Below are 20,949 nucleotides of genomic sequence, written 5' to 3' on the forward strand. Positions count from 1 at the left end.
TACCGGAGTGCCTAGCGCAGCCGACGCCAAGATGTCCGCGACCCGATGTCGCGAACGGCCTGATTTAGAGTGATTCCAGCGTAACGACTTAGAGCGATTCCAAATTTGGATTCCACGACTCGGCGGAGTGTCGTCGGGGCCGGGCATTTTCCTCCAGGCCTTGTTGTTCACCTTGTTCGTCAGAACGCGGGATGGCAGTATCGCCCCCTCATGAGCAAAATCGGACAGGACCATGCCGCTCGTCCGGATCTGGGTCTATGACGGCATCCTCGCCTCCGGCGTGGCGGGAGCGATCGACGTCTTCACAGCGGCCAATGCGGTATGGGCAGAACGGCCTCACCATCGCGGGGCAAGAGCGCCGCTGCTGCAATGGCGGGTCGAGTCGCTGGACGGCAAGCCGGTCGAGACCGCTTCGGGCCAGGTCATCGAGGTCGACGGGCCGATCAGCGCACGTGCCGCCGTGGATGCGGTGGTCGTGCCGGGACCCTTCGTTGTCAACATCGAGCGCTTCTTCGAAAGAATCGACATTGTCGAACCGCTGCTTGCTGCGCTGCGCCGCCAGCACGCGCGCGGCGCGCTGCTCGCCTCCTACTGTACCGGCAGTTTCATTCTCGCCGAGGCCGGCCTGCTCGACGGTGGCGTTGCCACGACGCATTGGGCGAAGGCGAAAGCATTCGCCCAACGTTACCCCGAAGTGGACCTCCGGGTCTCGGAAATCCTGACCGAGCAGAACCGCATCGTCTGCTCCGCCGCGGTGACGACGTCGCTCAATCTGGCGCTTCGCCTGGTTGAGAAATTTGCTGGCCTCGAAGTGGCGGCCGAAACCGGCAAGTTGATGCTGATCGACTCAAACCGCGTCTCGCAGACCTCCTACGCCAGCATGCCGAGCGCGCCGCAGCATTCGGACGCGCTGGTGGCACGGGCGCAGCGCTGGATGGAAAAGTCACTACAACATGGGTTCAGCCTCGCCGAACTCGCGCAGCATCTTGCGGTCAGCGAGCGCACGCTCAATCGCCGCTTCAAGCTCGCGACCGGCGAGGCGCCGCTCCATTACCTGCAAGCGCTGCGCGTCGACGTGGCAAAGCGGCTGCTCGAAACCAAAGGCTTGAGCGTCGATGCGGTCAGCGCCCGTGTCGGCTACAACGATCTCTCCACCTTCCGTCGCCTGTTCAAGCGCGAAACCGGGCTTTCGCCTCGCGAATATCAATGCCGTTTCGCGCGCCGTAACGCCAGCGCGGCGCCGGCTGCGTAGCCGCGCCTGTCCGAATTTCCTCGAAACATGGCGATACTGCCACTCTCGGCAGAACCGCTCAGCATCTAGACCTCGGCTTGCGAACGAGCTCAGGAGGTCTTTATGCCGATGATCGATGTCACCATTCCGGAGGGCGCGCTGAAACCGGAAGCCGAAGCGCGGCTGATCAAGGAACTCGGCGATCTCCTGATCGGGCACGAGGGATTCGACCCCACCAATGAGGTCGCCCAAAGCGTGACGGTCGTGTACCTGCATCGGCCGGCCGCCGTCTATGTCGCGGGCCAACACTCGGCCTCGCCGCGATACCGTATCGTCCCGACGGTGCCCGAAGGGCAGTACACGGAAGCTTCGCGCAGGGCCTTGGTGAAGGACGTCACCGACGCCGTGGTGCGCGCCGACGGCGGCACGTTCGAGGACGTCGCGCAGCGCGTCTGGGTATTTCCCACCGAGGTGCCAGACGGCCAATGGGGCAGCCGCGGCGCGATACGCACGTTGCCGGACATCCAGGCCTTCATCGCCGGCAAGCACGAGCGGAAGGTCGGTGAGGAGCGATTGGCACGGCGGCGCCGCGTGAAGGCGCTCGAACTCTTGGCCGGCGCGGTCGATGCCGCGCGCAAGGGGATCGATTGATGTGTCGTCCTGCGGCGTCCCCCGAAGTGCCGACAATTTGGGCAGCGCGCCCAGCTAATGCGTTTCCCCTCGGGGAAGTCTGCGCCTAGTCTTCCTTGCGGGGAGGTGGAGTTCGGATGCGGGCGATCCTGGATCATTGCGGCGGGGCAGTTCGGCGGCAGGTGCCGTCCGGCGCGCTCATCATCCATGAGGGCGGCAAGACCGGGCATCTGTTCGTGCTGATCGAAGGGCGGCTGGAGGTGATCAAGGGCGATGCCGTGGTCGCGGTGCTCGCTGAGCCCGGCGCCGTGCTCGGTGAGATGAGTGTGCTGCTCGATCAGCCGCACACCGCAACGGTGCGCGCCGCATCCGACTCGCTGGTCTATGAATTCGATGATGCGGCGGCCTTCCTGCGCGAGCAGCCGGAAGTGGCGCTGCTGCTGGCCCGGCTGCTCGCACAACGGCTCAACGTCGCCACCACCTATCTCGCCGATCTCATGCACCAATATGCCGACCATGGCACGCATCTGGCGATGGTCGGCGAGATCCTGCAGAGCATGATCAACCTGCCGCCGATGCAGGTCGCGCCAGGATCGGATCGGCAATCAGACCCAAGGATGTGAGCCAGGGCGGCGGGTTCTCGATCCGGGCGGCCGGCTGCAGCGATGCGTTGAGATCGATGGTCTGCTCCTCGCCCGGTGCCAGCCAGAACGCGCTGCCTTGGTCGATATCAAGTACGATACAAGTCGGCGGACGGCCGGGCATGCGGCCGGTGTTGAACACCCAGGTCGCGCCTAACCGATCGAACCACGAGCCATCAGGAATGAACGGCGACTGGTGCACATGGCCTGATATCACCATGGACGGCTGATGGCGCTGGATCCATTGCACCAGCTCGACATCGCCGAAGAAGCGCTTGCCGCCCCAGCTCGTCGGCGAGTTTGCGGGCGGCGCGTGATGCACCCAGATCCAATTCGCGGGCCGATTGACGGCGGCGTTACGAAGCTGCGCGTCGAGCCGCTCCTTCACCTTTGGGCCGTCCCACCACGGGCACACCGTGAACAGCGTATCGCCGATCGTCAGATTGTCGCCGTCGCCGGCGATCCCGAGCTCCCTGACGTCAGAGACCCAGCGCGCGATCTTCTCGCCGTCGGGATTGCGTTCGTCGAGATCGTGATTGCCGGAGCAGAGGATGACGCGGGTGCGGGCTGCGAGCAGCGAAAGATATTTCTTCACCACGACGATCTGGGCGCGGAAATCGACGATCGATGAGATGTCGAGCGCATCGCCGGCAAAGATCACCAGGTCGAATTGCGGCGCCGCCGCGAGCAGCCAGTCGAACTGCGGCAATGAATAATGCAGATCGGCAACGACCAGGCAGCGCATGGGACCTCGATCAGGATCCGATGGGGTGAAATCAAATTGCTCAGGAATTGGGCGCGTCAGGCGCCGATTGCATTCACGTCGGGAAAATCGAGCAATAATTGTGCCGTGTCGCATCCCGCGAACGCGACACATCCCCGCAGCGCCGTGGGCCGGGTGCAGCGCAACGTAACCAGGGCCGCTCGCGAACGCGGATGCGCCTGTCCCGGGTTGCGCTGGGCTTCACCCGGGCTACGGGATCGTGCTCACGCCCGCGCGGTGGCGTGGGGGAACGCCACTTCGATCAGGGTGCCGGAGCGGCCCCCGGTCTTGATGTGGAATCTGGCGCGGTTTGCCTCGACCAAGGCCTTCGTCAGCGACAGGCTGACGGCGGAGCCCTCGGTGGTCTGGTCCGACGGCGCCGGCGTGCGGAACGGTTCGAGGGCTGCGGCGACCTCGTTGTCGTTGAGGCTCTGTCCGGTGTCGCGGACGCGCAGCATCACCTCGCCGAAATCGGACAATGCGGTCGAGACGATGACCTGGCCGCCCGCATTGGCGAGATGGATCGAGTTGCCGATCAGATTGAGCGTGATCTGGCGCAGCGCGCGCGCATCCGCCAGCACCGGCGGCAGCATATGCGCAAGCGAGGTGCGGATGATGATGCGCTCGCGGTTGGCCTGCGGCTGCATCACCGCGACGCAGCTTTCGACCATTTCATTGAGGTTCTGGTCGGTGAGGGCGAGGTCGAGCTTGCCGGTCTCGATTCGCGAAAGGTCGAGCAGATCGTTGATGATCGCCAGCACGTGCTCGCCGGAAGCGCGGATGTCCTTCATGTATTCGAGATAGCGCTCATTGCCGAGCGTGCCGAAACGCTCGCCGATCATCACTTCGGCAAAGCCGATGATGGCATTCAGCGGCGTGCGCACTTCGTGGCTGATCCGCGCCAGCATGTCGGCCTTCGCGATCGCCGCGCGCTCGGCGAGGCGCTTGGCCTCGCGCAGCTCGCTCTCGCTCCTCTTGGCCTGCGACAGATCGCGGAACACTGCAAAGAAGTTTGGCCCGTCGGCGCGGGTGCGGCCCATGGTGATCGACAGCGGCACGAGGCCGCCCTGACGCACGCGCCCGAGCCCCTCGCGGCCGTGGTCGAGCAGGCTCGCGACACCTTCGCCCTTGATGCTCTCAAGATAGTCGAGCATGACGCGCTGGCTTTCGGGCGCAAAGAGATCGGCGAGGTTGCGCTGCACGAGCTCGTCGCCGTCATAGCCGAACAGCGCCTCGGCGCTGCGGTTGCAGGAATTGATGTTGCCCTCGGCATCGAACATCACGACACCCTCGGCCGCGGTGTCGAGGATGGCGCCGAGCTCCTCGGCATCGGCCAGTCCTGTCCCCGGCGGTACGTCAGGCGGAAGCGGCTCCGCCGCCATCGCCGCCGCAATGGCCGCGCCCTCATCGCGCCGCTCGGCGAAGATCAAGGCGAGCGCGGAATCGCCGTCCCAGGAGATCGTGTGAAGGTGCGCCTCGGCGCTCGGATGGCCGGCATCGCCATGCGGCGGGGCTGCTGCGATCCGCACCGGCGTGCCAGAGTCGGAGGTGCTGCTGGTGGCCGAGACGCCGGGCTCGACATAGAGCGCATCCAGTCCGCCGGCATCCTCAAGCGCGCGCACGCTCTCATATCCCATCCGCTCAAGGAAAGCGGGGTTGGCATAGAGCAGGCGGTCGAGCCGGTAGATCAGGACACCGGTCGGCATGAGGTCGAGCAGCGCGCGGTCGCGCCTGGCTTCGCCGCGCGGTGCCGGCTCGGGCTCGCTCAGCCATTCCGGCGCGACAGTCGCCGGCGCGACAGTCGCCGGCTGTTCCGCGCTCGGTGGCTCGAAAGCGGGTTCGTGCGCTTCCGCAGGCGGGGGCGGCGCTTCGGCGATCGGCTCTTCGGTGGCCGATGGCGTCGGCGCTGCCGCGAGCTGGCTTTCGAGCCGTGCCGATAATTGCCGCGCCAGTTCGTTGAAGGCGTTGTTCTCGACCGGCGTCAGCGACGGCGGCTTCGGTTCGCCGGGCGGACGGAATGGCAGCACGTTGCCGGGCGCCTCCACCGGCGTTTCCGTTGAGATGTCCTTGGGCGTATCCAAAATCGTTTCCAAATCGCTCTGTTGTGAAATCTCGGACGCGTTCGGCTCGGGCAGTTCGGCACTGGTTGCAGTTGCCGCAGCGGGCTCTGTCGGCGGCGCCGCGCCGGATGAGACCTCGGGGCGCGGCGCCTCTCGCACCTCGGATCGTTCAGGCTCGGCCGGAATTGTGTCGGCGGACAGTGGCTGGGCCGGCGGTCCACTGAAAAATTCGTAGCGGCGCAGCGCCTCCAGCCGCGCCAGACCGTCGAAATCGCGGCAGACGCCAAAGCCGCGATAGCCGGCGAAATTGCGCGCGCGGTCGAAAATCGGCAGGCCCGACAATTCGATCCTGAGCCGGCCGCCGCCATCGACCGGCCAGTTCAGCGTGATGCCGCTCCAGGTGTCCTGGGTGGCAAAGGCCTTCATTATCAGTCCTTCGGGATCGAGGCCGAACCTGTCGGCGATGTCGCTCCACAGCCGGCCGAAGCCGGCCGCGGCCTGCACGCCGATCAGCCGGGTGAACTCGTCCGAGCCGAGCGAGAAGCGGCCTTCGCGGTCCATCTGCCACATGAAGCGCAGCGGGGTGCGGCGCGTATTCGGCAGCGGCTCGTCATGCCATGACGGCGTCTTTTCGGACGCGCCGGCCGGCGTGCGTCCATCCGGCGTCGTGTAGGACAAGGGCGTTGCGACCGGCGCCGACGGCTCGTCGGCGACCGGCGCGATGAAGGGCGAGGGCTCGGCTTCCTCGGGGTCCGTATCCAGCGCGTCGAACAGCGCGAATTCGGCGGGCGCTTCCCCTGACAAAGCGGGCTGCTCGTAGAATGGCTGCCTGGCCGCAGGGCCGGCCGTGGTTTCCGGCGGAGAAGGCGCGACCTCGGTCTCTGTGACCGCGGGCATCAGCAGCGCGATGAGGCCGACATCCGCGCCGCTGCCGACGCGCTGCAGCACCATGTGGCCGATGCGGAAGGAGGTTTCGACCCGGCCCTGCCGGAGCGCGTCTTCGCGCGCGGCATCAAGGCCGGCCTCGGTGAGATTTCGGAAGCCGAGCAGCGCCCGGGCGGCGTCGCTGGCGCCGACGAACATGCCGTCGCGCGTGAACGCGGCGATCGGTATCTTGACGTCCCGGACCAGGCGGGAGAGCCGCTCGAGGAGGGGCATCGTGCGATCGGTCGCGCCGCTCGCGGCGGCGATCAGGACGGCATGCCGGCCATCGGCGAATTCGAGCCGCGAGCAGGCGCAGGTCGCGAGCATGCCAAGCGGTGCGCCGAAGCCGCGCAGCCGCTCCAGCCGCACCGCGCCATTTTGCGGCAGGCGGCCGGCGAGCTGCGCGACCTGCCGCCGATGCTGGTCGGCCGGCCCGAACACCTTTCCCACAAGTGCCGTGCCGTTCCCGGCGCCGAACGATTGCGCGCCGACCGGATTGGCCCACAACACCCGCTTGCCGTCGATTGACCACAGCCAGGTGGGCAGGGGGCTCGTTGCATGCACGGCCAGCCTGGGATCGCCGAGGCCCTGCAACTGGAATTCCGCACTATTCATCGCGACAACTTGACCGCACGGTTTCGCTTCTCGCTCGCCGATCGCTGAAAGAAATCGGCGGCCAAACGACGACAGCCTTAACAGACCGTTAGTATCGCAAGTGCGACGCGGCAGGTCCACGGCCTCGCCAAACGACCGACGATCCTAGCCGCGATAACGTTAACTCGCCCGAACGATCAAGCCTGCTTTGGCGTTGTACCTTGTAAACCTGCGTCAAAAGTTCACGACCGCAAAAAAGCTTCGTCATTCGGGCGAGGTCTTTTGACGGTAGGCTGGTGCGACCCGAGCGGGGAGGAAAGGGCCAAAAAGGCCTGGCAGAGAACAAGGAGTGGACCATGAGCAACGATGCGCCGGACCGTTTCGAGATTCCGAAGGACGTGCGATCGATGGCCGAGGCGAGCTTCGAGCAGGCCCGCAAGACCTTCGAGAAGTTTCTGGCCGACGCACAGGAGACCGCAGGCTCGCTGGAGGAGCGCAGCGCCACGGTTCGCGCCGGCGCCAAGGACATTTCGAGCAAGGCGCTCACTTACGCCGAAAACAACGTCAAGGCGTCGCTGGACTATGCGGAATCCCTCGTGAAGGCCAAGGACGTCAGCGAAGTGATGCGGCTGCACGGCGAATATGTGCAGGCCCAGATGCGCGCGCTGGCGCAGCAGGCGAGCGAAATGGGCCAGATCGTCAGCCGCGCCGCGATGGACGCGATCAAGCCGAAATCGTGAGGTTTGGCGCGGCATTAGCCGCAGGTCGGAAACCCTCGGGACCGTGGGCCGACAAATTCGGCATCGCATCGATTTAACGTTGCGTTGCACAAAATTGACATGATAAAGAGCTTTACTTGTCCTGCCCAGGGACAGGGCATTCCGTGGAATAGGAACTAGGCAGCGTGATCCAATTCGACCGTTCTCGGTCCTTGCGGGCTGCGGCGTTCGCAATGGGGTCACCGGACTTTACCCCGTTGTGAAGGATGCATGCGATGACCAGTTCGACTGATCCGTTTTCCGCTTCTATCATTCCGTTCGAAGTTCCCGAGCAGATGCGCGCGTTCGCCGAAAAGGGCGTTTCGCAGGCGCGCGACAACTACGCCAAGTTCAAGGACGCCGCCGAGGCCCATAACGGCACCATTGAGGCGGTGTTCACCAGCGCCAGCAAGGGCGCGAGCGAATATACCGCCAAGGTGATGGAGTTCGTGAAGGCCAACACCACCTCGGCGCTCGATTTCGCCCAGGAACTGCTCGGCGCCAAGACGCCCTCCGAGGCTCTGGAACTGTGGACCACTCAGACCCGCAAGAGCCTCGAGGCCTTCAGCGCCCAGGCCAAGGAACTGACCGAACTCGGCCAGAAGGTCGCCAACCAGACCGCCGAGCCGATCAAGGCCAGCGCCTCGAAATATTACAAGCCGGCCGCCTGATCGAGGCAAAACCGCAGAAAGGCCCGGGCAACTGAGCCCGGGCCTTTTGTTTTGAGAGAGCTTTGGAGCTCTTTGGACGCGGGAAAGTCCCGCGTTCGGCCTTGCCAAAGCGGGGCGTTGCACCTAGTTTCCGGCCCATTCGCGAGGCCCCTTTGCGCGGCCTCGTCCGAGGATGCAGTTGTAGCTCAGTTGGTTAGAGCGCCTGTCTGTGGAACAGGAGGTCGGTGGTTCGAGCCCACCCAACTGTACCAACCAAATCAAACAATTTGCGCTTTGTTCGCTTCCAATTTGGGTAGCGACCCGAATTAGGAATGAGCACGACTGCCAATGCGTGTTCAGGCGCGCGCTGATCTCGAAACGATACTCAACTTTCGCGCGTCTTATTCGAGTGAGACCAACGCGGTCCCGGCCATCCCAAGTGCACGCGCGGCTCCGGTGGATAAGTCTATGCAGCGTCGCTTTATGAAGGGACCACGGTCGTTGATCCGAACGGTGACGCTTCGACCGGTTGAGTGTGAGGTAACTGTGACGTGAGAGCCGAAGGGCTTGGTACGATGCGCTGCAGTCATCGCGTTTGGATCCATCCGCTCGCCCGATGCGGTTCGGCTGCCGATGTAGCCATAACGAGAGGCAACACAAGTTTCGGCAAATGCTGAGGCAGATAAACACGTGACCGCCAAGGCGGTGCATATTGGGCGGATCATCGCGTCCTCTTCCAGGATCCTGCCCGCTCCGCCAACTTTTCCGGAGCCTCTAGGTTCCTCCTGCCGCCGCGCTTTGGCTGTGATGTTCTGCACGGGTTTGTCAAGGAAGACGCCGCTCGCGGCCGGGCACAAAATCTGGATACGATCGGTGGAAGAGGGCGATCCGTCCTCACTTTCCCGAAGCGGTCCCGCCGACTGAGGCGAGGCGGTTCAGGAGTTCTCCTGCCTTGAACAGCAAGGCCCGTTCTTCCCTCGTCAGGCATCGCTCGATCGCGTCCGCGAGCCATTGCTCGCGACGGGTGATGTTCCTGTGAAGCACTTCCCGGCCGGCTCGGCTTAGGCGGACTCTGACCTTACGACGGTCCTTGGCGTCGGGCATCCGGATGATCAGTCCGTCCGCCTTGAGCTCGCGAAGCGCGGCTGCCAGGTTCGAGGATCGCATATTCTCGGATTCGCCAAGCATGGTTGGCGTGGCAGCGTCCCCGGCCCGCTCAATGGCTCCAAGCAACTGCAATCGCACCCAGGAGCGATCGTCAGCGTGGGCTTCGCGGCGCAGTCGGCGCGAGAGATTCATGAACTGGTTGCGAAACGTCGTGACTTCGTGGCGAGGAGTTCGGCTGTTCATATAGCTATACTAGATAGCTATATTTGGCATCACAAGGCTGCGATAGCGACTTTCATATAGCTATTACTGCATAGATATTATCGGAGATAAATGGCGCGCCTCGCGCTCGAGCTGCCAGCCCCAGCCCGCCCTAAGCGTCAGCGCGAGCGGCCCGCATGGGAGATCAACATGGCCAAGAAAACAATCAGGGAAATGCTGGAGGCGCGAGAGTTCATTGCCGCACCCGGCGTTTTCGATCTGGTATCGGCAAAAATCGCGGCCCAGACCAATGCGAAGGCGCTGTACATGACGGGGTTCGGCACCGTCGCATCCTATCTGGGATATCCGGACGCCGGCCTTGCGACCTATACTGACATGCTCGACCGGGCGAGCGCAATCGCGCAAGCCGTGGATAAGCCAGTCATTGCAGATGGCGATACCGGCTATGGTGGTCTGCTGAACGTGCATCATACCGTGCGCGGTTACGAGAAAGCCGGCGTGGCGATGATCCAGATCGAGGATCAGCAGATTCCAAAGAAGTGCGGGCACACGCCCAATCGTCACATCATCTCGACCCAAGAGATGGTGAGCAAGATCAAGGTGGCTTGCGATGCGCGTTCGTCGAAGGAATTCCTGATCCTGGCGCGAACGGACGCAAGAACGGCAGTATCGCTGGACGAGGCGATAAGCCGCGCGGTCGCATACTCCGAGGCCGGAGCCGACGCGATCTTCATCGAGGCACCGGAATCCGTGGACGAGATGAAGACAATTGGTGCCTCAGTCGACGCGCCGCTGGTCTCCAACCAACTTCACGGCGGCAAAACGCCGATACTTCCGCAAAAAAAGCTCGAGGAGATCGGCTTCAGCGCTGCCATTTACCCCACCGCGGGACTGTTTGCGGCCGCACAAGCGCTTCAAAGCGTCTATGAGGCTCACGCCGATGGAAGGCTGGTCGAGACCCCGCTCTTCGCCTTCCAGGACTTCGTGAAGATGATCGGCTTCCAGAAAATCTGGGACTTCGAAAACAGATACGCGGATCTCTTGGCAGCGGAGAACGTGTCGGCGCAGGGCTGAGCCATCACGCGCGCGACGCATCGGCTAGCGGAGCAGGGCTGTCCGCCGTCATGCGACACCGGGAAGCGAGCGGTATTGCGCATGGTCGGACGCGCCGGAATGCCCAGCCCGCTTCCAGCTCTCGGTTGATCAACGGCTGCAACGCAACAACGCATGGTGAGTTCACGGTTGGGGTGGTATGGTGTTCTGCCTCAACTGCTGGAGTTCGATCATGCACTTCGGAATCAAGGGGCCGCTCGCCGGCGTCGCTCTCGCGGTTGGATTCTCCTCGCCAGTCATGGCCGATAACGTCAAAGAGCTAAGGGCCGCGGACACGAAATTCGCCTATGTCGAGGCCGGCGAGGGCGACCCGATCGTTCTCGTGCACGGCGGGCTTCAGGATTATCGTTTCTGGAACGGGCACCTTCCGGCGCTTTCAAAAAACCATCGCGTGATTGCCTATAGCCGGCAGAACCATTTTCCCAACGCAACGAGCAAAGACGGCCTGCCTGATGCCGCGGCCGACGTTCACGGCGAGGATCTGGCCGCCATCCTCGCTGAGCTCGGCATAAAACGCGCGCACATCGTCGCGCACTCTGCCGGTGCACATGCCGCGCTGTTCTTCGCATCCAATCATCCCGAGATGGTGATAACGCTGGTCGTCAACGAACCGCCGGCCGCGGGGCTGCTCGCCGGGACGCCGGGAAGCGCAGAGATACTGAAAGAGTGGGCCGCTCGATTCGCGTCCACACGGGAAGCGTTCCGAAGGGACGATATCGACGCAGGGCAGCGCCTCTTTGCGGAAGCGGTTGGCGGACCCGGCACCTACGACCGACGATCAGATGCCGATCGGAAAATGATGTCCGACAATGCGGCGTCAGCCGTTGCGGACGCGATAAGTTCCCGCCCACGTCCGGTGTTTACTTGCGAAATGGCAAAGCGCATTTCGGCGCCAACACTTCTGATGAATGGTGAGCGGAGCCCCGAGTTCTTTCATCGCATCGTGGACCAGTTGGAGAAGTGCCTTCCCGCGCGAAGGCGCATAACGATCCCCGGCGTCTCTCACACAGTTCCCGGCGAAAATGCTCCTGCCTTTGATGAGGCTGTCATCGCCTTCATAACAAGTCACTAGCTACTAACGACGCTGATTGAGAACGGCGCGGGCAGCCTGCTGTAGGCCACGTCTCCCCCTGGTCACGCGGGGCTCTCCGCGTGCTTGTTTGGCAACCAACATAGGAACGTGAGCACCGTTTCTGCGTTGGCACCGGACGGAGAAACGCGATGGACCCGGTTACGCGGTGTTTGCATTGCGGCAGGAGATTGGTCCCGGTCCTCAGCGCGAACGGGAGGACAGAACTCAAGTGCGTTTGGTGCGAGAAGGTGGATCCGGTGAAGAGCGAGCCGGTGAGACGGGATGACAGACCGTCGACGGAAAGGCTCAATTCTCACGCCTTGAGGGCCCCTTAAACGAGCCTGCGCGGAGCGAGCGGTCTTCTGATGTGACGCCGATGCTCCGCGACATCAATCACCGAACTCGAACAAGTCCCAGGAAAAGTCGATCCCGCTTCCTGTAGCGCGGATCGTGCTTGTCCTGATCGTGCCACGGCACTCCGCGTGTGTCGGGCGCAACTCAAATTCATTCGCATCTGAGCGCTGCGATTGAAGTTGCAAGCCTTCCGTCGCCTCGGTGCAGCACGTGGCCCACCACTCAACACGATCCGAGCGATGAACAAGCCACTGAACGTTGCGATAGGAAGCATTCTCGTCAGCGTTTTGGTGCTCGGTTTGAAATACCTGGCGTATTGGCTGACCGGGTCCATTGCGCTCTACTCCGACGCGCTCGAAAGCATCGTCAACATCGTCACCGCCGTTGTTGCATTGTGGGCGGTTCGCATGTCGGCAAAGCCCGCCGACGCCAATCATCCGTTCGGACATCACAAGATCGAATACTTCAGTGCGGTGTTGGTAGGCGTGATGATCATCATCGCTGCCCTCCTGATCGTGCGCGAGGCGTATGACGGCTTCCTGCACCCGAGAAAACTGGCTGTCGTGCCGGAAGGGCTGCTCGTGAACGGGCTCGCCAGCATCGTCAACGCCACCTGGGCCTGGGTGTTGATCGTGCGGGGACGACGCATGCGCTCGCCGGCGCTGGTTGCGGACGGCCGACATCTCCTGACCGATGTGATCTCTTCCGTCGGCATACTGATCGGGCTTGTGCTCGCGCTCGTCATGAAATGGGAGTTTCTCGATCCTGCGCTTGCCCTGATCGTCGCTGCGACAATCCTGTGGTCCGGTTGGGGGGTCCTCAAGGAGTCCGCCGGGGGCCTGCTGGATGAAGCGGTGCCCGACGCAACGTTGAACGCGATTCGGCGGACGATTGCCGACCATGCAGCCGGTGCGCTGGAAGCTCACGACGTTCGCACGCGCCACGCGGGGCGTGTCACGTTCATTGAGTTCCACCTCGTCGTCCCCGGGCAGATGACGGTGTCAGAGGCGCATCGGATATGTGACCGTCTCGAAGCGGCCTTGCGGGCGGAGGATGAAGACAGGCGGATCACCATCCATGTGGAGCCGGAAGAGAAGGCCAAACATTCCGGCATCGTCGTCGTCTGATACCGGCTTGTCGCCTGAGCGTGACCTTATCGAGGTCGGGACATCAGGTGATCCCTAAGCGAGTGAATGAGTCTGCATAAACTCGCCATGCGATGAAGCTTTTGCGCAACACCCGCGCCTGATACGAATGTAACATTACTGGAAAGAATTTCTTCAGCGTTATCAGCAGCTAAGTCCATCCGCTGCAATTCCGGCACCTGTATCGCTCCATCAAGCCATCATCCTTCCTTGTTCTGGCCATCTTACTGCTGACGCCGTGCCGCGCTTCGGCTGTGATGTTCCCGTCACCTTGGCTTGCCAATCCAACAGCCTTCATCGACTATTTCCGCAGATCGATGACGAGAGGAACAATGACGATTCTCGGCTCCACTTATTACAGGTTCGGTTTGCTGTTGGCCGCGACGGTGATCGTCGCAACGTGGCCACGACCCGGCGCCGCTTACACGCCCGAGCAGCAGCAGGCTTGCTCGCCCGATGCGATGCGACTCTGCAGCGCGTTCATTCCTGATGTCGACATGATCACCGCCTGCATGGTCCGCAACAAGGCGCAGCTCTCGCCGCCGTGCCGCGTGTTCTTCAGTGCTGACCCGGAGGAACGACGGGAGCGCAGGCGTCGCGCAAGGTCCGCGGAATAAGGTGCGACATCGCGAAATCGCGAAGCAACGCGAGTCCGGCGTGAGTCGGACGAGCGCTGGTTCAAGTCCTGCGCGCGCGACAGACTGACGCCTTGCGGCGTTTTCGCTCGTCAACATCTTCTCACCAGAGGAGAATCCGGTGAGCGAACACGACAGAATGGAAATGGACCGGCACTTTGCCTGGTTCGAAGGCAAGCTGCCGCCGCGGCCCGCCAGGTTTGTCGGGTGGCTGCGCAAGCCGTCGTCGCGCTACGCGCGGATGCCGCTTGCCGTTCTGCTGATGCTCGGCGGCGTCTTCAGCTTCCTGCCGGTGCTCGGCCTATGGATGCTGCCGCTTGGACTCCTTTTGTTCGCGCAAGATGTGCCAGTGTTACAAAAGCCCACCGCGCGGACTCTCGGGTGGGTTGAGCGCAAGTGGACCGAGCGTCGGCGCGCAAAAAACGTGACGTGATTCGCGGCAAAAACGCGCATTCGCTTCTATTGCTGGTTGTGTGCACCGCAAGGTGTGACTCAAACAACAACATTTTCCGGCAATTTGCGGCTCACGCCCCATTGTCCGCAAATTTCTGCTTTCGCGAATCACCACGCTGATTCATTTTCGTGGTCTGGGGTCAATCTGGAGGCCAACGTAATGAACGTGATTGTTTTTGCTTCGCGTAAGGGGGGCTCGGGCAAAAGCACCCTGGCTGCTCATCTGGCTGCCCATGTACACAAATCGACCAAGCCTTGTCTGCTGATCGACGCGGATCCGCAGGGCTCGCTGACGCTGTGGCACAAGCTGCGCGGCACCAACGAACCGCCGATCAAGGCCGCGGTCAATTCCGTGAGCGGCATCGTGGCTGCGGCCAAGCGCGACGGGATCGAGTGGGTGTTCATCGACACGCCGCCGAACCTGTCGGCCGTGGTCGACGATGCCATCAAGAATGCGACCATGGTGATCATTCCGGCGCGGCCTGGCGTGTTCGACGTCAACGCGGTGCAGGAAACGATCCAGACCTGCCGTTCAACGCGCAAACCCTATGCGGTCGTGATCAACGGCGCGCCGGCTCAGCGCGATGGCGCCGAGAGCCCGATCGTCACGATCGCGCGCGAGTCGCTGGCGAAGTTCCGTGCACCGGTCTGGAGCGGACAGATCACCAATCGCGCCGATCTGTTGATGGCGCTGAGCCATGGTGAAGGCGCCCGCGAATACGATGCCGAGGGGCGCGCGGCCGCCGAGATCGGCCGGCTGTGGGCCGCGATCGAACGTTCGATCAAGGCGATCCGCGGCGCGGCATCGGCCAGCGGCGCGATGCACAAGCAGGCGGCCTGATCAACGACAGGCCTCCAGACTGACAAAAACGCGCGGCCCCCCGCGCGTTTTTGTTGGTGGTTGGTTGTTGGTGACGTACCAACACACTCCGTCATTCCGGGGCGCGCCTCTTGGCGCGAGCCCGGAATCCATTTCGCCGCGCGGTCTGCGGATGAATGGATTCCGGGTTCGCGCGATGCGCGCCCCGGAATGACTGAGTGCGTGGTGGCGTTTACGCCACCATCAGCATGTAGAAGATGATGACTGGCGAGAGGGTGAGGATCACCGACCAGATGCCGAGCGCCCAGAGGATGTCGCCGGTCGTAAATCCTTGATGGTCTAAAACTGGATCAAATTCTTTGTGCACGATGCGCCCCGTATTCTTTGGCGGGGCGATGGATAGCTGAAGCTTTTTAAGGTTCCGCTCGCAGTTTCGCTTGCATTTGACCACAGGTGCTACCGCGGATTAACCACGGCGCGGCGGCCTCTTCTTGCGCGTGTGGAGAGAGCTGATCCCCACCCGGTTTGCGCTGACGCGCAAACCGATCTCCCCTTTTCAAGGGGAGGTGACCACGCAGCCGCTGACTCCTTGCGCTCCTTCCCCTGAAAGGGGGAAGGCTGGGATGGGGGTCTGCCGCGATTCACGCTGTCTGAGGGGAAGCGAGAGCATCACCGATCGGCGCGGCCGATCACGTCCATCAACTCGGCGATCTTTTGGCGCTGGTCGGCCTTGTCGCCGGAGGAGATCGCGTGCTCGACGCAATGGGCGACGTGGTCGCGCAGGACCTCCTCCTCGACCCGCCGCAGCGCGGCGCGTGCGGCGGCGATCTGGGTCACCACGTCGATGCAATAGCGGTCGTCCTCGACCATCTTGGCGAGGCCGCGGATCTGGCCTTCGATTCGTTTCAGCCGTTTGAGGCAGGAACTCTTGATCTCGTCACGCATAGGGTTCATATACCCCCATAGGGTATCAGGTTCAAGGGCCGGAGCTCGGCCCGGGAAGAGTTCGCTATGATAGAGGCAGGGCACGGTCACGCGCATGAGGGGCACGCGCATCATCATGGCGCCCCAGTGGCTAGCTGCTGCGGCGGCAAGCACGGCGCCGCGGACGAGGGCGGCGCGCTTGCGACCGATCCCGTCTGCGGCATGAAGGTCGATCGTGCCACCGCCAAGTATCGCTTCAGCTACAAGGGCGAGGATTACGTCTTCTGCGGCGCGCGCTGCCGCGAACGGTTTGCGGCCGAGCCGGAGAAATTTTTAAAGCCCCGCGAGAGCGAGCCAGCGCTGCCCCCGGGCACCATCTACACCTGCCCGATGCATCCGGAAGTGAGGCAGGTCGGGCCGGGCTCCTGCCCGATCTGCGGCATGGCGCTCGAACCGCAAGAGGTGACACTCGACGACAAGCCCGATCCGGAGCTCGTCGACATGACACGCCGGTTCTGGATCGCGCTGGTGCTGACGCTGCCGGTGTTCGCGATCGAGATGGGCGGCCATGCCTTCGGCCTCGAACTGGTGCCGATGGGATGGGCGAACTGGATCTCGTTCGCGCTGGCGACGCCGGTGGTGTTGTGGGCCGGCGCGCCGTTCTTCGTGCGCGGCTGGCAGTCGCTGGTGACGCGCAATCTCAACATGTTCACGCTGATCGCGATGGGCGTCGGTGTCGCCTATGTCTACAGCGTGGTCGGCACGCTGGCGCCGCATCTGTTCCCGCCGGCGTTCCGCGACATGCACGGCCAGGTCGCGGTCTATTTCGAGGCTGCCGCCGTGATCACGGTATTGGTGCTACTCGGGCAGGTGCTCGAGTTGCGGGCGCGGGCGCAGACCTCGGGCGCGATCCGCGCGCTGCTCGGGCTGGCGCCGAAGACGGCACGGCGCATCACCGACCATGGCGATGAAGACGTCGCGATCGAGGCGATCGCGGTCGGCGATCGCCTGCGCGTGCGTCCGGGCGAGAAGGTGCCGGTCGACGGCATCGTCATCGAAGGTCATGCGGTGCTCGATGAATCCATGGTCACCGGCGAATCGATGCCGGTGTCCAAGAACGAGGGTGACCGCGTGATCGGCGGCACCGTCAACCAGAGCGGCGGCTTCGTCATGCGCGCCGAGAAGATCGGCCGCGACACCATGCTGGCGCGGATCGTTGACATGGTCGCGAAGGCCCAGCGCTCGCGGGCGCCGATCCAGCGGCTCGCCGACCGCGTCGCGGGCTGGTTCGTGCCCGCGGTGATCGCGGTCGCGGTGCTGGCCTTCGCCGCCTGGGCGGTGTTCGGGCCCGAGCCGCGCTTCACCTTCGGCCTCGTTGCGGCCGTCACCGTCCTGATCATTGCCTGTCCCTGCGCACTCGGGCTGGCCACGCCGATGTCGATCATGGTCGGCGTCGGGCGCGGGGCGCATTCGGGAATCCTGATCCGCAACGCGGAGGCGCTGGAGCGGATGGAGAGCATCGACACGCTGGTGCTCGACAAGACTGGCACGCTTACCGAGGGCAAGCCGAAGGTGGTCGGCGTGATCGCCGCGAAGGAGTTCGACGAGACCGAACTGCTGCGCCTTGCCGCCAGCGTCGAGCGCGGCAGCGAGCATCCGTTGGCGCTGGCGATCCTGAATGCCGCCAAGGAGCGCCAGCTTGCACTCGCCGAGGTTAGCGGCTTCACCTCACCGTCCGGCAAGGGGGCGACCGGCGCGATCGAAGGCAGGCAGGTCGCGCTCGGCAATGCCATGCTGATGGGCGAATTGAAGATCGCAACCAGCGCGCTCGATGCGGCGGCGGAGACCGCGCGGCAGGACGGCGCGACCGCGATCTATGTTGCGGTCGACGGGCGTGCGGCCGGCGTGATCGCGATCGCCGATCCGATCAAGCCATCGGCCAGGGACGCGCTCGCGGCACTGCGCGGCGACGGCCTGCGCGTCGTGATGCTGACCGGCGACAATGCGACCACCGCGCGCGCGGTGGCGAAGCGGCTCGGCATCGAGGAGGTCGAAGCCGGCGTGCTGCCGGACCGCAAGAGCGAGGTGGTGGAGCGGCTGCGCGGCGAGGGCCGTGTCGTCGCGATGGTCGGCGACGGCGTCAACGACGCGCCGGCGCTGGCGGCCGCCGATGTCGGCATCGCCATGGGCGGCGGCACCGACGTCGCGATCGAGAGCGCGGGCGTGACGCTGCTCACCGGCGATCTCCGCGGCCTGGTGCGGGCGCGGCGGCTATCGGTTGCGACCATGCGCAACATCCGCCAGAACCTGATGTTCGCATTCGTCTACAACGCCGCCGGCGTGCCGATCGCGGCCGGCGTGCTCTATCCGGTGTTCGGCATTTTGCTGTCACCGATGATCGGCGCCGCCGCGATGGCGCTGTCCTCCGTCAGCGTCATCGGCAACGCACTGAGGCTCGCAAGAGCGAAGCTGGATTGATTGTCGCTGTTTCGCGCTACGCTGCTCACAATGGTAGCACCGGTGTCGTCCCGGCCTTGAGCCGGGACGACGAGGCTCTCCTCGCGTTGACGACTCCCGCGCTCGATCTCGCGATCCAGCCGCGCCGCAAGCTCCATGCTCACCTCGACCATCGGCAGTCGCACTTCCGCGCTGTCGATCAAACCCGTGCGCCACAGCCAATGCTTGGCTGGCGCCGGGCTCGGCTCGACGAACAACAGGCGCGTCAAGTCGGAAATGCCTTGCCACGCTGCCGATGCGGCCTCGCGCTTGCCCTGCCTCAGCAGCGATCGCACCGAGGCGAATGCTTCGGTTTCGACATGCGCGGACAACAGGATCGCGCCGTCGGCGCCGTCGCTGAGCGCGTCGAAATATTGCGCGTCCTCGCCGGTCAGCACGCGGAAGCCGGGCGGACGTTGCGCGAGGAAGTCGATCGATTGCGCGCGGTCGGCACAGCAGTCCTTCATGCCGACGATGTTCGGATGCTCTGCGAGCGCGAGCAGCGTCTCGTTGGTGATGTTGACCGCGGTCCGGTAGGGAATGTTGTAGATCAGGAGCGGCCAGGAGGCGTGATCGGCCAGCTCGGTGAAATGCTGCAGAAGGCCGCGCTGCGACGGCCTGACGTAATAGGGGCTCGCGATCAGGTAGAAGTCGATCGGCCAGGCCGCCGTCTCGTCCAGCACGTCCTTGATCTTGGCGGTGCTGGCGCCGGAGAGGCCGAGACAGATCGGCAGGTAACGGCCGACATCGTTGATCTCTGACCGTACCACCTCCACAAGCTGTTCGAGCTCGCAGATAGCCAGCGACATGCCTTCGCCTGACGTAGCGCCGAGGATCAATCCGTCGACCGGGCCGCTTGCGTAGTGTCGCACCAAACGGCGCAGCGACGGCTCGTCGAGCTTGCCGTCGCGAAATGGCGTGATCAGGGGCAGCCACAGGCCCTGTAGTGGGTCGGATAGATCAGTCATGGTCCTTCTCCTTGAGTAGCGTGAAACGCCGGAGACGGGACCAATAAAAAACCCCGTCCAGGCGGCGGGGTCTTCGGGATCGGTTCGGTCGATGTAACTCTATCGCGCGCGTCGATCTCGGCTCCCCGCATGGGGAGCTTTTTTCGACGACAAAGCTGCGCACGAATTCGTGATCATGTCGCGATACTGCTGGGACAGCCGGAGGTTGTCAATGCACGGTTGAGGGCAGAAGGCGAAAAGAAGCCGGGCTCGATCGAGCCCGGCTTAAGGTATTGGCCACGTGAGGCCGACACAATCACCTTCCAAGAGGGATTACTGAGCTTCCGCACCACTGGAGGAGGGGGACATAAGCGTAGCGCGACCGCTCAGCGCACAAGCACTATGATCCCCATCAGTGCCATGCAGCAACCGTCCGAGCCGCATGTCAGACATGCGGAGTCCGGGGCCTCTATGAAAACAGGCCGATCACGAGGGCCAGCGCTGCGCCTTGCTGACCACGAAGTCGCGGAAGACCTGCACGCGCGCGACCGTCTTCAGCTCTTCCGGATAGACGAAGTAGGTGTCGAGCTGGATCGAGTCGGACTCGCCGAACAGTTGCACCAGGCGGCTGTCTTCCTCGACCAGGTAATCCGGCAGCGCGGCGATGCCGAGGCCCTGCTGACAGGCGCGTACCAACCCCAGGATGTTATTGACCTTGAAGTAGGGTTCGCGCGGACCCGAGCCGTTGCGGCCGGCATCGATCAGCCAGGCGCGGTTCTGCAGATGCGTCGGGACCTGGGAGTCGCCGAGCATGATGATGCGGTGCGAGTCGAGATCGTCGAGCGTGCGCGGCGTGCCGAAGCGCTTGATGTATTCCGGCGAGCAATAGGCGTGGAAGCCGATCGAGAACAGCTTGCGCTGGATCAGGTCGGGCTGCGTCGGCTTGCGGGTGCGGATCGCGACATCGGCTTCGCGCATCGAGAGATCGAGATCCTCGTCGGTGACGATCAGCGAGATCCGGATGTCCGGATAGAGCTGGGTGAATTCGTCGAGCCGCGGGATCAGCCAGTTGATGCCGAGCGCCGGCGGCGTCGTGATCTTGAGGTCGCCGCTCGGCCGCTCCCGGCTGTCAGTGAGCTTTGCCCGCGCCGCCTGCAACTGCATGAAGACGTCATGGGCGGTGCGGAACAACAGGTCGCCCTGCTCGGTGAGGATCAGGCCGCGGGCGTGGCGGTGGAACAGCGAGACCGAAAGCTCCTGCTCCAGCGCGCTGACTTGCCTGGAGACCGCCGACTGCGAGAGGCCAAGCTGCTCGCCGGCATGCGTGAAGCTTCCCGCTTCCGCCGCCGCGTGAAACACCTTCAGCTTGTCCCAGTCCATGTCCGTAAATCCATCGCGTGTTCTAGCCAT

General features: G+C 63.7%; 19 protein-coding genes, 1 tRNA gene and 1 pseudogene. 13 read left to right on the top strand and 8 right to left on the bottom strand.

Annotated features, from left to right (window positions below; translation table 11 throughout):
• Positions 1-232: 232 nt before the first annotated feature.
• From AC5ZG5_RS02895 to AC5ZG5_RS02905, 3 genes are all read left to right on the top strand, one after another.
• Positions 233-1,252, top strand: coding sequence for a GlxA family transcriptional regulator (locus AC5ZG5_RS02895; RefSeq protein ID WP_456640991.1), 1,020 nt, complete (start codon positions 233-235; stop codon positions 1,250-1,252).
• A 102-nt stretch (positions 1,253-1,354) separates the two neighbouring features.
• Entirely contained in the window at positions 1,355-1,882 is a 528-nt protein-coding gene (locus AC5ZG5_RS02900) for a tautomerase family protein (RefSeq protein ID WP_456640992.1), read from the top strand.
• A gap of 116 nt (positions 1,883-1,998) precedes the next feature.
• On the top strand, positions 1,999-2,484 hold the full coding sequence (locus AC5ZG5_RS02905) for a cyclic nucleotide-binding domain-containing protein (RefSeq protein WP_028167028.1): 486 nt from the start codon (positions 1,999-2,001) through the stop codon (positions 2,482-2,484).
• Here the strand turns inward: AC5ZG5_RS02905 and AC5ZG5_RS02910 are convergent.
• Together AC5ZG5_RS02910 and AC5ZG5_RS02915 are read right to left on the bottom strand one after the other, a co-directional pair.
• Complete coding sequence (locus tag AC5ZG5_RS02910) at positions 2,423-3,247, bottom strand: metallophosphoesterase family protein (RefSeq protein ID WP_456640993.1); 825 nt, start codon at positions 3,245-3,247, stop codon at positions 2,423-2,425. The two genes, AC5ZG5_RS02905 and AC5ZG5_RS02910, sit on opposite strands and share 62 nt — an antisense overlap.
• 242 nt (positions 3,248-3,489) lie before the next feature.
• Complete coding sequence (locus tag AC5ZG5_RS02915) at positions 3,490-6,864, bottom strand: PAS domain S-box protein (protein ID WP_456640994.1); 3,375 nt, start codon at positions 6,862-6,864, stop codon at positions 3,490-3,492.
• Between the two features lie 335 nt (positions 6,865-7,199).
• Between AC5ZG5_RS02915 and AC5ZG5_RS02920 the strand changes: the two genes are divergently transcribed.
• The 3 genes from AC5ZG5_RS02920 (at position 7,200) to AC5ZG5_RS02930 (ending at position 8,523) form a co-directional block, all read left to right on the top strand.
• A complete protein-coding gene (locus AC5ZG5_RS02920; protein WP_456640995.1) occupies positions 7,200-7,583 on the top strand; it encodes a phasin family protein in 384 nt (127 codons plus the stop codon).
• A gap of 254 nt (positions 7,584-7,837) precedes the next feature.
• On the top strand, positions 7,838-8,272 hold the full coding sequence (locus tag AC5ZG5_RS02925) for a phasin (protein WP_028167032.1): 435 nt from the start codon (positions 7,838-7,840) through the stop codon (positions 8,270-8,272).
• A gap of 174 nt (positions 8,273-8,446) precedes the next feature.
• Positions 8,447-8,523: transfer RNA gene (locus AC5ZG5_RS02930), tRNA-His, on the top strand.
• Between the two features lie 129 nt (positions 8,524-8,652).
• Here the strand turns inward: AC5ZG5_RS02930 and AC5ZG5_RS02935 are convergent.
• On the bottom strand, positions 8,653-8,976 hold the full coding sequence (locus AC5ZG5_RS02935) for a septal ring lytic transglycosylase RlpA family protein (RefSeq protein WP_456641016.1): 324 nt from the start codon (positions 8,974-8,976) through the stop codon (positions 8,653-8,655).
• A gap of 169 nt (positions 8,977-9,145) precedes the next feature.
• Entirely contained in the window at positions 9,146-9,601 is a 456-nt protein-coding gene (locus AC5ZG5_RS02940) for a MarR family winged helix-turn-helix transcriptional regulator (RefSeq protein WP_456640996.1), read from the bottom strand.
• 90 nt (positions 9,602-9,691) lie between these two features.
• On the opposite strand from AC5ZG5_RS02940, the gene AC5ZG5_RS02945 reads away from it, so the two are divergent.
• The 6 genes from AC5ZG5_RS02945 (at position 9,692) to AC5ZG5_RS02970 (ending at position 15,193) form a co-directional block, all read left to right on the top strand.
• The gene (locus tag AC5ZG5_RS02945; protein ID WP_456640997.1) at positions 9,692-10,654 is read left to right on the top strand and encodes an isocitrate lyase/PEP mutase family protein; all 963 of its coding nucleotides are present in this window, start codon (positions 9,692-9,694) and stop codon (positions 10,652-10,654) included.
• A 361-nt stretch (positions 10,655-11,015) separates the two neighbouring features.
• A complete protein-coding gene (locus tag AC5ZG5_RS02950) occupies positions 11,016-11,765 on the top strand; it encodes an alpha/beta fold hydrolase (protein WP_496138674.1) in 750 nt (249 codons plus the stop codon).
• Positions 11,766-12,358: 593 nt separating this feature from the next.
• Complete coding sequence (locus AC5ZG5_RS02955) at positions 12,359-13,246, top strand: cation diffusion facilitator family transporter (protein WP_456640999.1); 888 nt, start codon at positions 12,359-12,361, stop codon at positions 13,244-13,246.
• Between the two features lie 350 nt (positions 13,247-13,596).
• Positions 13,597-13,881: a hypothetical protein gene (locus AC5ZG5_RS02960; protein WP_349642670.1), complete on the top strand. Its 285-nt coding sequence runs from the start codon at positions 13,597-13,599 to the stop codon at positions 13,879-13,881.
• 157 nt (positions 13,882-14,038) lie between these two features.
• Positions 14,039-14,332 carry a hypothetical protein gene (locus tag AC5ZG5_RS02965; RefSeq protein ID WP_130226036.1) on the top strand — a complete coding sequence of 98 codons (294 nt, stop codon included), beginning with the start codon at positions 14,039-14,041 and terminating at the stop codon, positions 14,330-14,332.
• Between the two features lie 180 nt (positions 14,333-14,512).
• The gene (locus AC5ZG5_RS02970; RefSeq protein ID WP_028165401.1) at positions 14,513-15,193 is read left to right on the top strand and encodes an AAA family ATPase; all 681 of its coding nucleotides are present in this window, start codon (positions 14,513-14,515) and stop codon (positions 15,191-15,193) included.
• Between the two features lie 211 nt (positions 15,194-15,404).
• Here the strand turns inward: AC5ZG5_RS02970 and AC5ZG5_RS02975 are convergent, their stop codons facing one another.
• Positions 15,405-15,539, bottom strand: coding sequence for a hypothetical protein (locus tag AC5ZG5_RS02975; RefSeq protein WP_282531981.1), 135 nt, complete (start codon positions 15,537-15,539; stop codon positions 15,405-15,407).
• Positions 15,540-15,841: 302 nt separating this feature from the next.
• On the bottom strand, positions 15,842-16,117 hold the full coding sequence (locus AC5ZG5_RS02980; RefSeq protein ID WP_028165400.1) for a metal-sensitive transcriptional regulator: 276 nt from the start codon (positions 16,115-16,117) through the stop codon (positions 15,842-15,844).
• A 66-nt stretch (positions 16,118-16,183) separates the two neighbouring features.
• Between AC5ZG5_RS02980 and AC5ZG5_RS02985 the strand changes: the two genes are divergently transcribed.
• A complete protein-coding gene (locus AC5ZG5_RS02985) occupies positions 16,184-18,574 on the top strand; it encodes a heavy metal translocating P-type ATPase (RefSeq protein ID WP_456641000.1) in 2,391 nt (796 codons plus the stop codon).
• Positions 18,575-18,672: 98 nt separating this feature from the next.
• On the opposite strand, the pseudogene AC5ZG5_RS02990 reads toward AC5ZG5_RS02985, so the two are convergent.
• Both AC5ZG5_RS02990 and AC5ZG5_RS02995 read right to left on the bottom strand, forming a co-directional pair.
• A pseudogene (locus AC5ZG5_RS02990) lies at positions 18,673-19,560 on the bottom strand (4-hydroxy-tetrahydrodipicolinate synthase family protein); the annotation flags it as partial.
• Between the two features lie 465 nt (positions 19,561-20,025).
• A complete protein-coding gene (locus AC5ZG5_RS02995) occupies positions 20,026-20,949 on the bottom strand; it encodes a LysR family transcriptional regulator (protein ID WP_028165397.1) in 924 nt (307 codons plus the stop codon).

The sequence above is a fragment of the Bradyrhizobium sp. Ses1 genome (assembly GCF_059512365.1).